Here is a 16,361-nt window from a genome sequence, read left to right as displayed (position 1 = left end):
GAACTAATAACACACTGAAAAATCACAAAATAGGCGACACTACCGACCACCCTTGATACGGCCTATCATCTCGGAGTAACCACAACCCATAAATAGCCAACACAAACACAACGCCATTGATAGTGATCACTGTCAAAAATGTCACCCCCCCAACTTGGCGCTTGGTTTTTATAATGTATCGCCACGATGCACCACAAATCATCCACACTAACAATACACCTGCGAATGCCAATACCCACATCAACCACTGAGCTTCACCATAGTGAATAAAACGCATCAAATCAGCCCACCAAGCTAACCCCTCGCTATCATCCGGTAAAACAACCTCAATGAGCTCACCTGTAAATACATTAAAGTGCAACTGATGAGCTCGGTAATAGACCCAAGGCTGAGGTGATTGTATCAACACTGAAAATGTACCCGTTGGGCTTGAAGGGTAGCCCGCAAAACGAATGTCTGCATCAGGTGCTGCTTGCTCAACGCGAGCCATTAGCTCACTCAGCGATAACGCGACGTCACTCACTTTGCCATCCGATTTGGGTAAATTTGGGTATACGGAAATATTCTGTTGCCAGAGTACTCGCTCAGCTAAAAACCAACTCGCACTAACCACTATTATCAAACTAAGCGGCAGCATCCAAGCCATCACCCAGCCATGTGTTTTGCTTGCATGCTGATTGTTGACACGCAACAACCTGATTAATCGATACCTATACTGATACATACTCAATATGATTACAGCCAGCCAAAGCGGCGCAGAAACTAACACCCATGTTGAGAGAGAGCGTTGCTGAGTAACATTACGATGAAAACCACTGATTTTATCCAGCCAACTTTCGCGATACTTCTCATCTAAAATTTCGCCTGTCGATCGCTCAAAAAACACTTCAATTCTACGTGCTGCATGATGCTCAGTTTTTGCCTGCATCAAGGTTATCTTGGCAGCCAAATATGACTCTTTAGGAAGAGTCAAAGCGTAAATTTGCATATTCGGATAATACTTGGCGAGCTCTGATTCTAATTGAGTCCATGAAACACTTTTCTCACTAGGTGATTGCGTTTGTGCGGGGATAAACGCCGCGGTCAATGGCGCTTTAAGCACCGCAATAACGCCGCTAAACATAAATAACACCAACACACCGCTCAGCTGAAACCCCAACCAATGATGGATCAGCCATTTTTTATGCTGGTTATTACGCCCGACTTCACACTCACTCACGCTTCACTCCCTTTTAAAATAGTCCGCAATTGTACTCTTCACAGCACCAGTTGCATCGAATTTTTCATTCGAACAATACGTTATTAAATCCGAAAACACACAAAAAACCCGACGATGAAGTCAGAATAACGAGAAAACGAGTGATTATTTCCAACTAATTCAGGTTCGATTCAGTGGTGAAACGCTTTGATTACTCCATGCCAATAATGAGATCGCGACTATGAAACCACTTTTTGTAATTTATTTTCTAATGTTCAGCACGTTATTATCTGCCAATCTCTATGCCGAGACAAACCCCCAAGCACTCGTGCAGCAATCAATTAAAACCACACAAACAACCCCACTAAACATCGTCCAGACAGCCCAGCAGACAACCCAAAAAATACACACTGCCAGCAATGCCCAAAGCAACGTATGGGTTTATCAAATTGATACAGAGCTACAACAAGATTTAGACCAAGATGGGTTTTATCAAAATTTATCTATACGACTGGATCTTGATACCCGTTACCACAAACAACAAGTCGCGTTGGCGTTTTACCTCACCCACCCATCGGGTCAAATTAGCTCACTTATCCGAAGTCATTATTTTTCCTTATCAGGCAATCAAAGTGATGACACTCAACAATTTGAGTTTCAATTCTTATCCCCACTCGAGAGTGGCTATTATCAGATATCATTTGATGTATTAGATTCGCAAGGTCAGATCTTACTCCAAGCTACGAGCGATCAATTTACAGCATTAGAAGACTTAGCCATCGAAAGCCAGCAATTTGACCAAGATGCATCTTTATCAATCTATTCCCTTCAATTAGATCTCGATAAAGACCAAGATCTAGACGGTTATTATGAAACGTTTACCTTACACCTCGATGCCGACAGTCAATATTCGAGTCAGCGTGTCATCGCGGAGTTAATCATTGACAACCAGCTTGTATATACAAGCAAATCATTTACACTATACGGTCATTCAAGTAACGATAAACAGCGCTTTTCGGTTGCCCTCAAGCAAGGCTTTTATCCTGACCATTATGATGTCGAGTTAGTGATCCGAGATGCATCTTACAGGAATAAAATCCATCATTTAAGTGCCAGCGCATGGGCTAATTTAGGTCATATAGCCCTAGAATCAGAAAATTACGTTCATACCCACAACGATCTTTATATCGAAGTCGAACAAAGCGCGGGCTCTCTAAATTGGCTCTTCTTAGTTATATTTTTCGGTTTAGGATTCAAATACCTAAATCAAAAGGAACGATGACAGCCAAGCCATCTATGGTTACACTGCAACAGATAAATAAGCGAGGTACACATGGCCGTTAAACGAATAATTGTATTGCATGGGTTATACATGTCTGGGTTTGTGATGCGCCCATTATGTTATCAACTTAAAAAAGCAGGCTATGAAATTTTAAACCTCACCTACAACAGCTTGGCTCCTGATAAAAGTGAGATTTTCCGACAGATCGATGCGTTTATTGACGGACAAAGCACGGCTTTAGTGTGTCATTCATTGGGAGGGCTAATCGCACGTGCTTACCTTGAAAATCAAAGTAAACAGTCTGCTCATATTGAAAAAGTCATTACATTAGGCACCCCACATAAGGGCAGCCAAATAGCGCAACACATGCACCAAAAAGGGCTGGAGCGATTATTAAAAAGCAGTGTGGAATTTTTATTATCACATAATGTCGATTGGCCGTTCAAAGCAAAGTTGTTTAGTGTTGCAGGAGATCTACCTATAGGCCTCATGCCCCTTCTAAAAAAAGGCAGTGAATCTGACGGGACAGTCTTGCTAGATGAAACACGCCTAAATGGGATGGCTGAGCATAAAATATTTCACCTAAGCCATACCAGTATGATTTACTCCCGCCAAGTGCTCAACTATATCCTCTGCACGTTAGCTGCAAAACCTTGACCAATCTATTTTATCGAACATTACAATCAAGTTTAATCAATTTACCAACTTGTTAATTCTGGGCATTATAGCGTCAACAGTAAAACATTCACCGATAACAAGAGAGAAGTGTAATGACACAACTAACATCAATTGGATTAAACATCACACAAAGTGAAGCACTAACAAAGCAGCTCAATACGTTATTAAGTAGTTATCAAATTCAGTATATGAATGCACGTGGCTTTCATTGGAATATCAAAGGACGTCAATTTTTCGAACTACATTTGAAATTTGAAGAGATTTATAACGACTTGTTACTCAAAGTAGATGAAGTAGCGGAGCGAATTTTAACCTTAGGCGGCCAGCCCAAACACGCTTATTCAGACTATATGGCCTTGAGCAATATCAGCGAAGCGCAAGACATTTCAGACGGCACAACAGCAGTGCAAAACTTACTTGCAGGGTTCGAGCAACTTATCAGCCATCAGCGTATTATTCTGGCCCAAGCAAGTGAAGCCTCTGATGAAGGCACGGCCTCATTAATGAGTGACTACATTAAAGAGCAAGAAAAACTGATTTGGATGCTAAAAGCCTATTTAGCCTAACCAAATGATTCATCAAACGCGCGTTAACAAAATCACTTGCCAAGTAAAGAGACTTAGCAAGTGATTGACTGGATAAAGCCAACTTACTCACTGTATCTGATTGCATTATTAATGATCAGATGCATTGTTTGACTCTGCAGCTTGGGCATATTTAAACGCAATATAAGCAACAATTGCGAGAATTAACGGCGTAGGCGCTGCAATGTAGCCAAACGCATCGGAATTAGCATAACTTGCAGCAGCTAAATGACCGACAACCCCAATAACAAATGTCACAACCGCTAACACTAAAACCACTATTTCACTTTTTTTTACTGTGCTCATAATAATCCCTCATGATGGTGTATTGTTTTTGACACCCAAAGTATTAATGATTATCACGAACAAAAATTGACCTATATCAAAAAACTAAGTTGATGGAATATCCGACCATAAAAAGATTGCTCTAAAGCAAATTTTTGGCGTTTTTATTAATAAATAATAAAAAATGGCGCAATTTATGCGCCATGTTTAAACAATTTAATTTTATGTAAAAGCCCACTTTAACATTTGCTTGTAGCTAGGCTCCTTACCATACATCACCATACCCATTTTAAACATTCGGCCTGCCACTCGGCGTACAAACCAACAGGTGCATACTGTAATAGCAATCGATAACAAAGGCTGCCACAAGCTCACTTCAACCAACGCCATTTTCACCGGCATGGCTGCAAAAGCAGTCAAAGGGAGATAGCTTAAAATCGTCAATGCCCAGCCGCTTGGGCTGTCCATCACAATAAAAGTTAAAATCATCGGCACTAGAGGTAACAACATAAAAGATGACTTACCACTATGATTAGGATCATCAATCGCCGCAGCCACGGCAGCCATAAAGGCGGTCGATAAATACAACCCTAGACTGGCAAAAATAATCACCCAAGGCAGTAATTGCCAATCGATAAATGTTAAGTCCAAACCTTGACCGCGAATGACCACCTGCATAAAGCTGTAAAATAAAACCATCGAAATCAACATTCCGGCCATCGCTTTAAGTGCTAGTAACATTTGCCCCACTATTTTTCCATCAATCCAAGTTTGCGCATTCATACATGCATAAAGTTGTTCTGTCACTCGCTGCTGTTTTTCACCTGTGATTGATACAAAAATTTGTGCAAATGAAACAAAAATACCGATCGCCATCATGGCCAACACGCCAATAGCGGTCACACTCGAAGCTTGGTCTTGTGTTTTTATTTGGTTATCAAGGTACTGATTTACGATTTTAACCGGGCTTTGCAATTGCTGGAGTTGTGCAGCGCTTAAACCTAACTGCTGTGTCACTTGTGCCGCGTAATGACGTTCAACAATCTCGGCCAGGTCACTTTGCCAGCCATGCTTGCCTTGACTATATACATCTAAAGTCGCAGTATCTGTCCCTTCATTTTTAGCCACAATAACTGCATCGATCTCACCTGTTTTCAGTAACTCGAGGACACTGTCTTTATTACTTTGCGCTTGCGTAAAAATGAAGTCTCCTATTTCGCCACTAGGTGCCTGCTCAGCGATAACACTCACCTTATACTGTGTGGCAACAAATTCTTGGCTTGAATGCCAAAAAAAGACTACCGCGGCAATAAGCAGCATAACCAGTTTACTAATAATCTCTTGCTTCCATTTAAAAAAATGCATGAACTCCCATTTCGCGACAAGCCATGTTTTATTAAGCTGCGACATGTTGTGGTGCTCCTTGATGATCTGAAATGGCTTTTAAATACAACTGATGTAAATCCATTTTTTTACTGTCTAGTTTTGTTATATGCCCTAGGGTAAGCAGTTGTGTCAGTACTTTATTGACCTGTGTTGCACTGGCTAAATTCACTTCTAACGTATGAGATTCGTCAAAGCTAAACTCAAAATTTCGCAGTGCCACGGCTATTTCTTCAACTTTAGGTCGCTGCTCAAATTCAACAAGCAATTGCGCTCCAACCCCAATTTGTTGTTGGATCTCAGCTAAGCTACCGTACAACACAACTTCGCCGTGATTCATCAATAACATACGATCGGCTAACTTTTCGACCATCGACATCTGATGCGCACTTAAAATAACGGTCATGCCTTGTTGTTTTAATTCAGCTAAAAATACCACCACTTTCTCTTGATTTATTGGATCTAATCCCGAAAAAGGCTCATCTAAAATCACTATTTTTGGCTGATGTAATACCGCATTGACCAGCTGAACTTTTTGCTGATTGCCTTTGGATAGAGACTTCAACGGCTGATCTTTTCTATCGAGTAATTCAAAACGCTCTAACCAATAATCCATCCGCTCTTTTGCCACAGACTTATCTAATCCATGCAACGCGGCAAAATACAGTAAATTTTGACTCACTGTTTTTTCTGCATATAAACCACGATCTTCAGGTAAATAACCCAATGCCTCATTAGGAATCGCTGAGTAATCTTGGTCATTAAGGCGAACTGCGATACGCCCTTCATCTGGGTGTGTAAAACCCACTAACATTCTAACTAATGATGACTTACCCGCCCCATTAGGGCCTAACAAAGCAAAAATTTCCCCTTCATTGACAGCAAAACTCATCCCCTTAACCGCTTTAACATGAGCGTAGCTTTTCACCACCCCTTCGACAGATATTTGCATCATCACTCCTTAGTTTTTTTAGTGCTGCCATAATAACGCTCTGACCTGAAAAAATTTCACCAGCAATCATTTTATATGACCGCTTGTCACTTTCTTTTCGGGTTTAAACACGCCACAATGCCAGCACGATATTTCGTGGCTTAATATAATGGACTCACTAAAAGATTTACTCGCCGATTCAGACTTACTACTTAATGCCGCAGGTGAAGGTATTTATGGGTTTGATTTAGAAGGAAATGCTGTATTTATAAACCCAGCTGCCGAGCGCATGACAGGCTGGCAAAGTGGTGAACTCCTTGGGAAAAAAATTCATCAATATCACCATCACAGCCATAAAAATGGTCAATGTTACCCCGCACATGAATGCCACATATATGCCACATTACAAGATGGCAAACCTCGTCACGTCAGCAATGAGGTTTTTTGGCGAAAGGACGGCAGCTATTTTGATGTTGAATACACCTCGACCCCAGTCTATCATCAAGGCAAAATTGTTGGCGCAGTGGCACTGTTTCGAGACGTAAGCCAACAAAAACAGACAGAGCAAGCCCTCAGAAATGCACTCAACGAAATTCAAGCCTTAAGCGAAAAACTGCAAGCCGAAAATGTCTATTTGCAAAATGAACTGTCTGAAAACTGGCCTGACTCTGGGCTCGTCGGACAAAGTGATATATTTCAAACTATGCTCAGTCAATTGGCCTTAGTCAGTAAAACCGACAGTACTGTGTTAATTTTAGGTGAAAACGGTACAGGTAAAGAGCTCGTGGCCCGCAATGTCCATCAACTCAGCCAACGCAAACATGCGCCATTAGTCAAAGTTAATTGCGCCGCATTTAGTGAAAACCTATTAGAGTCTGAACTATTTGGGCACGAAAAAGGCGCATTTACAGGCGCAAATGAGCGCCGAAAAGGTCGTTTTGAACTAGCCAATAAAGGGACGTTATTTCTTGATGAGATAGGTGAATTATCATTAGCAGCGCAAAGTAAGTTACTTCGCGTGTTGCAAGAGCATGAATTTGAACGAGTCGGTGGCAATCAAACTATTCAAGTCGACATCCGTATCATTGCTGCCACTAACCGGAATTTATTAGCAATGGTCGAACAAGGCCAATTTCGTATGGATTTGTATTACCGCTTAAATGTTTTTCCAATACAAGTACCGGCCCTGCGTGACCGTAAAGAAGACATCCCAATGTTGTGCCTCAATATTTTGCAAAGCCTGAATAAAAAGCTAGGCAAACACATTGATAGCATTAGCCAGCAAAGCTTAACAAAACTCACTGCTTATTCATGGCCGGGAAATATCCGCGAACTGCAAAACATACTCGAACGCGAAGTCATTTTATCCCAACAGACCACGCTTCATATCAGCCAGAAGCTACGCCATGCTGACTCTCCGAGTGAGCCCCATTTTGTTTCTTTAGACGAAGTACAAAAAAATCATATTTTACAAGTGCTCAACCATTGTAACTGGGTCATCGGCGGTGAAAAAGGCGCCGCAAAAATACTTAATTTAGCCGATAGCACTCTGCGTTCAAAAATGCAGAAATTGCGAATTAGTCGAGCAAACAGTTAACATGCTCAATGCCCCCAGCGTAGTAAAAAGGCCGCAGGGCTTACGTCTACTAAAACGGCGTACCCTGAGTACGAATACATACTGAGCCCAACACTGGCAACTGGCGTTATAGCAAACTACTGTGAGGCGTATATTTAAAACAATCGCGACTGTGGTCAATAATCAATCCACACGCCTGCAGATGGGCATAACAAATGGTCGAACCAAAAAACTTAAAGCCACGCTTTTTCAAATCTCGACTAATCCGATCGGATAAATCAGACGTGGCTAAATAATCTTCTTTACTGCGAGGCGAGTTAATAATTGGTTGATGGTCAACATAACGCCATAAATACTCAGAAAAACTACCAAACTCCTGCTGGATAGCAATAAATACACGTGCATTACTAATCGCTGCATTTATTTTACCCCGGTGGCGAATAATCCCCGAATCTTGCAACAACGCTTCTACTTTGTGTTGATCAAACTGCGCGACCTGCACCACATCAAACTGCGCAAATGCGGCGCGATAGTGTTCACGTCGTTTTAAAATGGTGTACCAGCTCAACCCTGCTTGTGCGGATTCCAACACGATAAATTCAAACATTTTAGTATCGTCATACACTGGCACTCCCCATTCTTCATCATGGTATTGCACATAATCAGGCTTGGTTAAATCAACCCAAGGGCAACGACATAAGGTACTATTGACTTGTTTCATCGCTCATTCACCTGCTCTGGGGGCGGCGAGGCCATTGCGCTCGGGCTAGTAATATCTTCCCCAAGGTACCCAGCAAGCATGTTACTCATCATCTTTGGGTTATCCCCTTTTGCGATATGCAGTACCCCATCACGCACTAACATCATATGCTGCTTTATTTCATCCGCACGCTCACCTAACTTGTTCGCAAAAGGACCAGTAAACCCATTGGCAATGAGTGCGCCATATAAGGTTGTTAAAAGCGCGACCGACATTGCAGGACCAATACTTTTTGGGTCTTCCATTGCTATCAGCATCGCCACCAAGCCAATTAACGTCCCAACCATTCCCATAGCTGGAGCCAGCTCGGTAAAGCTGTTCAGTACTTTGATCGATTGATTATTACGTTGGCGCGCCTGTAGAATTTCGCGGTTGAGCGCAAACTCAACAGTATCAGTATCATGGCCATCAACCAGTAAATTGATGCTTTTTTGCAAAAATGGGTCATCTATTTGATGTTCTTCAAGTGCCAATAACCCCCGTTTTCGTGATGCCTCAGCCAAATCAGCTAAAGTATCAAGGGTGGTAAACATATCCGGGGTTTGCCCACTGAAAACCTGCTTAATATTGCTCATTGCTTTAAAAAACACACTCAGGCGATAACTCAACATGACAGCACCCAAGGTTCCCCCGACTACAATGAATATCGAAGGTATATTGATAAAAATACTCGGTGCAGCCCCACTCATATTAATCGCAAAAATGAGTGCGCCAACAATAATTGCAATCCCTATTCCACTTGCTTTATCCATATTGTCCTCTAATTAAATGAAATCGGTGCAAGCTCTGTCGCTTGACCTTGATTAATCATAATTTCAACCCGTCTATTTTGTGCTCGATTATTGGCAGACGAGTTCGGTTTAAGCGGCACAGTGTCAGCTCTCGCTTCTAACTTTACTCGGGTCGAATCAAAAACGGGATCACTCAGTAAGGTAGTCAACACGGCAGCGGCTCTTTTGGCCGACAAGTCCCAATTATTAGCGTGTAACTCACTGCGCACAGGGCGGTTATCCGTATGGCCTGAAACCGTGATCTTTCCTGGAATATCATTTAGTTCTGACGCTATTTTCAGTAGAACAGGCTTAAAGCGGGGTTGTAAAAAACTCGATCCAGAGGGAAACGTACCATGCTCTTTTAAACGGATAATCAATTGCTGCCCAAGCAACTCAAGTTCGAGCATATCGTCGGCTATTTCCTCTGCAAACACCTGCTCTAAGTGCTTTTTAAGGGCCTCATTTTGCTCGTTTTGAGCTTGCTCAATCTGCCCTGATTGCAAAAATGGCTGCTCGTGGCTTGCTGTATTCTGCACCACGTTATTAATTGGGGTTGGTGCCGGCACAGAAGGTGAAAATTCGTTTGCTACCACCGATGTTCCCTTCGGGACTTCTTCAACGATAACCTCTCGCTGCACGCCAAATGCATATTTCATGGAACCGGCGATTTGCTTGAATTTTTCAACATCCATTTCTGAATATGATAACAACAAGACAAAAAAGCACATTAATAATGACATCAAATCAGCAAACGTTGTCATCCAACTCGGTGATCCTTTTGCTTTAATATCGTCTATTTCTTCGGACATAGCCCTAACCTGTAAGAATGGTGGATGTAAAACGTCAACAAAAGCATTAATTTAGCTTATTTGAATGTAAATAGCACCTCATTCACAGCTTGAGGCAATGACTCATAGCAAAAAATAACACGACATACCGTGCCGCACACGATATACCGTGCCAAGTGAAAATACATAATAATTTTTACTGTTTATTTTCATGAAGTTAAGATTGATTAATCTTGGCATAATCTTTGAGATATCTCGTTATCACCGTTAGCGAGAACCACTATGAAGTTTGATATAAAAGAAGAAGATTTGATCATAAAGCCTTACAAGCAAGATCAAAGTATTTATGTGCGAGAGCAAAAGGGCCGATTCCAGCAATACCGGCGTAGTTTAAATTGGCTATTAATGCTCTGTTTTATTTTAGTGCCCTTTATTTCGTATCGAGGAGAGCAGGCTGTGTTATTTGATGTGGCCAATCAACAATTTCGTATTTTTTCACTCACCTTGTGGCCGCAAGACTTTATGTTAGTTGCAGGTTTATTTATGGCTGGTGCTTTTGCCTTATTTTTTGTAACTAACTGGTTAGGCCGCGTGTGGTGTGGGTATGTTTGCCCACAAACAGTATGGATGCTGATGTTTATCTGGGTTGAACACAAAATAGAAGGCACTCGCAATCAAAGAATCAAATTTGATAAATCGCCTTTAAATACACAGAAAATTGCAATAAAAACGGCTAAACATAGCATTTGGTTAGTAATGTCTGTGCTAACCGCGACCACTTTTATGAGTTATTTCGTCCCCGTGTATCAACTCTATGGCGATTTAATTACCTGGCAAGCCAGTGGCTTAGTGGTATTCTGGGTCTTCTTATTTACCGTATGCACTTACGGCAATGCAGGATGGTTACGGGAAAAAATGTGCATTTATATGTGCCCGTATTCTCGTTTTCAATCTGTAATGTTCGACAAAGATACCTTGCTTGTCACTTATGATAGCGAACGCGGTGAGAGCCGCGGTCCACGTAAACGCAAAGAAGATCCTAAAAGTAACAACCTCGGCGATTGTGTCGATTGTAATTTATGCGTGGACGTGTGCCCTGCGGGCATTGATATCCGAAATGGCTTGCAATACGAATGTATTAACTGCGGTTTGTGTATCGATGCTTGTAATCAAACTATGGATAAATTTGGTTATGATAGGAACCTCATCCAATACACCAGCGAAAATAACCTCAAGGGTCAATCAACAAATCCTTGGCGATTGAAATTAGTCGGTTATGCCGTGTTTACCTTAGCTACTTTTATAATAATGGCTATCTGGTTAGCGGTTCGTGTGCCACTTGAAGTTTCAGTATTACGAGATCGAAATACCCTGTACAGAATGAACTTTGAAGGCTTGATAGAAAACCCCTACACCCTCACTATCAGCAACAAAACACAGCAAATTCAGCGTTTTAAAATCGAAGCATCTGGCATAGTACAAGCACAGTTGCACGCACCTAACACAATCACTGTTTTGCCCGGAGTCATGCAAAAAGTTCCGGTTACTCTGATTGCTGATGGCTATGACTTACCTAATAAAGTGACCGATATCACGTTTACCGTCACCGCACTTGATGAGAGCAATATGTCGTTAAGCAAAGCATCGAAATTTTATAAAAATTAACCTTTGATTGATCCCAACCGTACTCTGCAGCTTGTGTATACAAGTTTGCAGAGTGTTTTTTTAATCATCACTATCTGGTTATTTTTCTAACTCGCTCACTAAAGTTAAACAACGTCAGTGTCAACTTAAGGCCCCTCAGTTCAACAGCGTTTATCGCAAATAAACACACTCGCGCGAATTTTTTCATGGTCAGTCTCTCATTGCCTCGTTATGATGAAATTAAATCCAGTAACAGACCGAAAAATAAACCACTGAACCGTAAAACGTACTGCACAGCGATGCAAAATACACAGCTAAGTGACAGGCTTGCTCAGTGTGGGTCGCGATTTGGCAACAGGTAAAAACTGAATGACAAACACGAAAAACAAAAAATATATTATTGCACTCGATCAAGGCACCACAAGCTCTCGCACCATTATTTTCGATCATAATGCACAGATCATCAGCTGCAAACAGCGTGAATTTACTCAGCATTATCCAAAAGCGGGGTGGGTTGAGCACGACCCAATGGAAATTTGGGCCACTCAAAGTTCAACGTTAATTGAGGCGCTTGCCAGTGCAGGGATCCACAGTGATGAAGTCGCAGCAATCGGTATCACCAACCAACGAGAAACCTCGGTCATTTGGGATAAACACACTGGCAAACCCATTCACAATGCCATTGTTTGGCAGTGCCGACGCAGCAACGATATTTGCCAACACCTTAAACAACAAGGTCATCAAGATGCCATTACGGCTGCAACGGGCTTAGTCCTCGACCCTTATTTTTCAGCCAGTAAAATAAAATGGCTGCTCGATAACGTGCCCAATGCCCGAGCGCAAGCAGAGCGTGGCCAACTTCTGTTTGGCACCATTGATACTTGGCTGCTGTGGAAGCTCACTGAAGGCAAAGTACATGCTACCGATCCTACCAATGCGTCACGAACCATGCTGTATAACATCCACCAGCAAGCGTGGGATAACTCGTTACTTTCGCTCTTTGATATTCCAGCAAGCTTATTACCCCAAGTCCTGCCTTCTTCCTCTATTTATGGCACCACCCGCATCGCAGGTGAAGGCAGCGAAATTCGTATCGCCGGGGTGGCAGGCGATCAACAAGCCGCTTTATTTGGTCATGGTTGTACCTCTGCAGGTAGTGCTAAAAACACTTATGGCACCGGGTGTTTCTTATTAATGAACACAGGAAAGGAGGCCGTAAAATCAACACATGGCTTGCTAACAACCGTTGCTATCGGCCCGACAGGTGACATTAATTACGCCCTTGAAGGCGCTGTTTTTATGGGTGGGGCCACCATTCAATGGCTCAGAGATGAACTTGGCTTAATCCGTGATGCGAAAGATACCGAGTATTTTGCCACTCAAGTTGACGACACCCAAGGTGTTTACTTGATCCCTGCATTTGTCGGTTTAGGTGCGCCACATTGGGATCCCGATGCGCGAGGTGCATTAATTGGCTTAACTCGAGGCACAAACCGCAATCATATAATTCGGGCAGCTTTAGAAGCCATCGCTTATCAAAGCCAAGATTTACTTCAGGCCATGTGCCAAGACAGCCAGCTACACCTTCGCGAACTAAGCGTGGATGGCGGCGCAGTAAATAATCATTTCTTGATGCAGTTTCAGGCTGATATCAGCGAAGTCTCTGTTATCAAACCCAAACAGACCGAAGCTACGGCGTTAGGCGCAGCATTTCTTGCTGGCCTAGCGGTCGGATTTTGGGGCGATATGGCAGAGATAATGCAAAAAGTAGATACTAAAATGACTTTTAGCGCTAGTATGCCACCTGAGCAACGACACCTCTTACTGCAAGGTTGGTACGATGCATTATCACGTGTCACTGAGTAAGCAGGTGCATGTTATTTCTACCAAAATCACACGGTATCATTTCGGCTAGGTTAACCTATGGATATTATTAAATTTAAAGAACATACCAGACAAACAATACAGCTTAATGCCAAAATTGATATTGCCTTTGTAATTATGAACGCACTGGCCGCGATTATTGCCAGCTATGGTTTGCTCGCCAATAGCCCGGCCGTTGTCATTGGCGCCATGATTGTCGCCACCTTGTATTCACCCATTTTGGGCTTAGCACTGAGTGTTGTTGAAAACGACAAAAGCTTGTTAAACCATTCCTTGAAATCGATTGTTTTAGGTTCTTTACTGGTCTCTGTTGTGGCATTTTTAATTGGTGTCATCCATCAAGATATTCCAATCACACCAGAGATAATGGCGCGAACATCACCTAATTTTATTGATTTAATGATTGCTTTAGCAGGCGGAGCTGCGGGCGCATACGCCACTATATCCCCTAGATTAAGCACTTCTTTTGTTGGGGTCGCTATTGCGACAGCGCTCGTCCCGCCTCTGTGTGCAGCGAGCATATTATTGAGTAAAGGAGAGTTCTCTTTAGCCCAAGGGGCGGTACTGTTAACGCTTACCAATATTTTGGCGATCCAGTTTATTTCGTCAATTGTGCTTTGGGTCAATGGATTTCATGGTTTTTCAGCATGGCAAGATACTAGTTTACTCGCTGTAATTAAACGAAATTTCATCTCGATTGCTTTGCTGATAATGATTAGCGGCGCGCTGATTGTCAATTTACAGGTTATTGTTAAAAAACAGCTTTTCGAGAGCAAAATACGACGTGTCATCACACAAGAACTCAGCACCTTTAATGCAGTGAACATTATCAAAATTTCTTTAGAAGAAACGAATAAAAAATGGCGAGTCAAAGTAGTCTTGCGTGCACCAGTCAAACCCGAAAAAACCGTAGTGCAGCAGCTAGAGTCTCGACTGACTAACGAAGGGATCCAAGCGGATATCGAAGTCAGAATCCGCTATATTCGAATAGACATAATAGATAGAAATGGGGATGTGAACGATTTTGGGTTAAGTGACTTTTCGAGCTTTTAAACGCCATCACAATGGATCTCATGCTCGAACACGTTTCATTGCCCTGTTTTAGCATGACGGTAAACTAAAAAACCTGCTGGCACAGGTTTTTTAGTTTTATTCGCTGGCACTCACATCAATCATCTTATAATTTTTAAATTTTGCTCAATTTAATTCAAAAAGCACTTCACAGCAAAAACGTTATAATATATCATTTCGTTATATTATAACAAAACATAGGTTTTTTACCGCCAATGCGTTCTCATCGTTTTAAACTTGCCGCTATATTTTGTGCACTTGTCAGCTTAACAGCTTGTAATAGTGAAATTGATAAAATGACCGCTGAGCAAAATCAGCAAAAATCAACAGACAAAGGCGATGGTCATGATCACAGCACGATTGAATCTAATGGTCGCTTAGTGATCACTGATAAAGATAATGCAGCGGTTTCTGTTTTCGAACTCGACGAAAATCAGCTGCTTGAGACGTTTAATACCACCAATGTAGTCAGTGGTTTATATGCAAGCCCAGGTTTACGCTACGGTGTGCTCGTTCAACGCAATCAAGATCTTGTCGAGTTTGTTGATGGTGGCCTTTACCAAGAAAACCATGGCGACCACTTACACCCATATCAAGAAGACCCTGCTTTGAGTAGCTTTCAAATATCGGCTGCTAAACCAACGCATTTCGATGTAGCACATGAGCGTGCAGCATTATTTATCGATGGCAATGACGAGCTGAATATTCCGGCTGGTTTTATCGTACTCGATGATGAAGCAATTGAAAAAAATACTCAATTAGCCAGTCATACCTTAGACCGTGCAATGCATGGTACAGCTCAATTACGTGAAGATATCGTACTTGCGACTTATCGTAGTGACCAAGCAACATCGGTGTTACCCGATTTTGTAGATGTTTTCCACCAGCACGACGATCACTTCCATCAAGAGCAACGTATTGAGCCAAATTGCCCAGGTTTACATGGCAGTGCACAAAATCATGACTCTATCGCATTTGGTTGTACCGATGGTGTGCTACTGGTAACTCAAGAGGATGAAAATTTCACCGGCAGTAAAATTAGTAACCTTGATTCTATGCCAGAAGGGGCACGTATTGGAACCCTAAAAGCTAGCCATGAATCGCACCTTTACATTGCAAATGCCCAACGCAATTATTTTTACTTAATTGATAGTGAAACACATACAATGAGTGAAATTAACTGGCGTAGCGATGAGAGTGTCACGGTTGTTGCGTATAGTTTCAGTGAAGCACACGGGATCATGGCTGTACTCGATAACCAAGGGTTTATCAATATTTTTGCTGAATCTGCACAATGGCAAGTAACGAGTCGCTTTAAAGTACTTGATGAAGTAAAGGGTACATACACATTGACCACCTCATCAGCCAGCGACACAGTTTATATTGCCGCTCAAGAAACAAAACAAGTGCTGGCGGTCGACCTTGAACAACAAAGTGCAGAAACAATCTTAACGCTTGATTTTGTGCCAAATAAACTAATTTGGTTAGGGATCCCTGAAGAGCACGATCACTAGCGTAACCCGT

General features: G+C 42.1%; 15 protein-coding genes. 8 read left to right on the top strand and 7 right to left on the bottom strand.

Going from position 1 to position 16,361, the window contains the following annotated elements; genetic code table 11:
* Nucleotides 1-22: 22 nt before the first annotated feature.
* Nucleotides 23-1,219, bottom strand: coding sequence for a PepSY-associated TM helix domain-containing protein (locus AC3KVK_RS01020; protein ID WP_490312490.1), 1,197 nt, complete (start codon nucleotides 1,217-1,219; stop codon nucleotides 23-25).
* 220 nt (nucleotides 1,220-1,439) lie between these two features.
* Here AC3KVK_RS01020 and AC3KVK_RS01015 point away from each other — a divergent pair, with 220 nt between their 5' ends.
* The 3 genes from AC3KVK_RS01015 to AC3KVK_RS01005 all read left to right on the top strand — a co-directional run bounded on the left by AC3KVK_RS01015 (nucleotide 1,440) and on the right by AC3KVK_RS01005 (nucleotide 3,724).
* Nucleotides 1,440-2,480: a choice-of-anchor H family protein gene (locus AC3KVK_RS01015; RefSeq protein WP_490312491.1), complete on the top strand. Its 1,041-nt coding sequence runs from the start codon at nucleotides 1,440-1,442 to the stop codon at nucleotides 2,478-2,480.
* A 51-nt stretch (nucleotides 2,481-2,531) separates the two neighbouring features.
* The gene (locus tag AC3KVK_RS01010; RefSeq protein ID WP_490312492.1) at nucleotides 2,532-3,137 is read left to right on the top strand and encodes a lipase family alpha/beta hydrolase; all 606 of its coding nucleotides are present in this window, start codon (nucleotides 2,532-2,534) and stop codon (nucleotides 3,135-3,137) included.
* A 113-nt stretch (nucleotides 3,138-3,250) separates the two neighbouring features.
* Nucleotides 3,251-3,724 carry a Dps family protein gene (locus tag AC3KVK_RS01005; protein WP_490312493.1) on the top strand — a complete coding sequence of 158 codons (474 nt, stop codon included), beginning with the start codon at nucleotides 3,251-3,253 and terminating at the stop codon, nucleotides 3,722-3,724.
* 108 nt (nucleotides 3,725-3,832) lie between these two features.
* On the opposite strand, the gene AC3KVK_RS01000 is transcribed toward AC3KVK_RS01005, so the two are convergent.
* The 3 genes from AC3KVK_RS01000 to AC3KVK_RS00990 all read right to left on the bottom strand — a co-directional run bounded on the left by AC3KVK_RS01000 (nucleotide 3,833) and on the right by AC3KVK_RS00990 (nucleotide 6,365).
* Entirely contained in the window at nucleotides 3,833-4,048 is a 216-nt protein-coding gene (locus tag AC3KVK_RS01000; RefSeq protein WP_490312494.1) for a hypothetical protein, read from the bottom strand.
* A 201-nt stretch (nucleotides 4,049-4,249) separates the two neighbouring features.
* Nucleotides 4,250-5,437, bottom strand: coding sequence for an ABC transporter permease (locus AC3KVK_RS00995; protein WP_490312496.1), 1,188 nt, complete (start codon nucleotides 5,435-5,437; stop codon nucleotides 4,250-4,252).
* On the bottom strand, nucleotides 5,424-6,365 hold the full coding sequence (locus AC3KVK_RS00990; RefSeq protein WP_490312497.1) for an ABC transporter ATP-binding protein: 942 nt from the start codon (nucleotides 6,363-6,365) through the stop codon (nucleotides 5,424-5,426). Before AC3KVK_RS00990 ends, AC3KVK_RS00995 begins: the two co-directional genes overlap by 14 nt.
* Nucleotides 6,366-6,510: 145 nt before the next feature.
* Between AC3KVK_RS00990 and AC3KVK_RS00985 the strand changes: the two genes are divergently transcribed.
* Nucleotides 6,511-7,938, top strand: coding sequence for a sigma-54 interaction domain-containing protein (locus AC3KVK_RS00985; protein WP_490312498.1), 1,428 nt, complete (start codon nucleotides 6,511-6,513; stop codon nucleotides 7,936-7,938).
* 106 nt (nucleotides 7,939-8,044) lie between these two features.
* Here the strand turns inward: AC3KVK_RS00985 and AC3KVK_RS00980 are convergent, their stop codons facing one another.
* From AC3KVK_RS00980 to AC3KVK_RS00970, 3 genes are read right to left on the bottom strand one after another with little or no spacing between them, the layout of a single operon-like run.
* Entirely contained in the window at nucleotides 8,045-8,638 is a 594-nt protein-coding gene (locus AC3KVK_RS00980) for a DNA-3-methyladenine glycosylase I (protein ID WP_490312499.1), read from the bottom strand.
* Entirely contained in the window at nucleotides 8,635-9,429 is a 795-nt protein-coding gene (locus AC3KVK_RS00975; RefSeq protein WP_490312500.1) for a motility protein A, read from the bottom strand. The genes AC3KVK_RS00980 and AC3KVK_RS00975 overlap by 4 nt, the downstream gene beginning before the upstream one ends.
* A gap of 8 nt (nucleotides 9,430-9,437) precedes the next feature.
* Nucleotides 9,438-10,259, bottom strand: a complete 822-nt coding sequence (locus AC3KVK_RS00970; protein WP_490312501.1) for a flagellar motor protein MotB — start codon at nucleotides 10,257-10,259, stop codon at nucleotides 9,438-9,440.
* A gap of 261 nt (nucleotides 10,260-10,520) precedes the next feature.
* Between AC3KVK_RS00970 and ccoG the strand changes: the two genes are divergently transcribed.
* The 4 genes from ccoG (at nucleotide 10,521) to AC3KVK_RS00950 (ending at nucleotide 16,351) form a co-directional block, all read left to right on the top strand.
* Nucleotides 10,521-11,903 (top strand): cytochrome c oxidase accessory protein CcoG, encoded by a 1,383-nt coding sequence (gene ccoG, locus AC3KVK_RS00965; protein WP_490312502.1) that lies wholly within the window; start codon nucleotides 10,521-10,523, stop codon nucleotides 11,901-11,903.
* A 348-nt stretch (nucleotides 11,904-12,251) separates the two neighbouring features.
* Nucleotides 12,252-13,748, top strand: a complete 1,497-nt coding sequence (glpK, locus tag AC3KVK_RS00960; RefSeq protein WP_490312503.1) for a glycerol kinase GlpK — start codon at nucleotides 12,252-12,254, stop codon at nucleotides 13,746-13,748.
* Between the two features lie 57 nt (nucleotides 13,749-13,805).
* A complete protein-coding gene (locus AC3KVK_RS00955) occupies nucleotides 13,806-14,819 on the top strand; it encodes a DUF389 domain-containing protein (protein ID WP_490312504.1) in 1,014 nt (337 codons plus the stop codon).
* A 233-nt stretch (nucleotides 14,820-15,052) separates the two neighbouring features.
* Nucleotides 15,053-16,351 (top strand): hypothetical protein, encoded by a 1,299-nt coding sequence (locus AC3KVK_RS00950; protein ID WP_490312505.1) that lies wholly within the window; start codon nucleotides 15,053-15,055, stop codon nucleotides 16,349-16,351.
* Nucleotides 16,352-16,361: the final 10 nt, after the last annotated feature.

The organism is Pseudoalteromonas sp. J2K-J979 (assembly GCF_058169715.2).
This window is presented reverse-complemented; position numbering and strand designations above follow the sequence as displayed.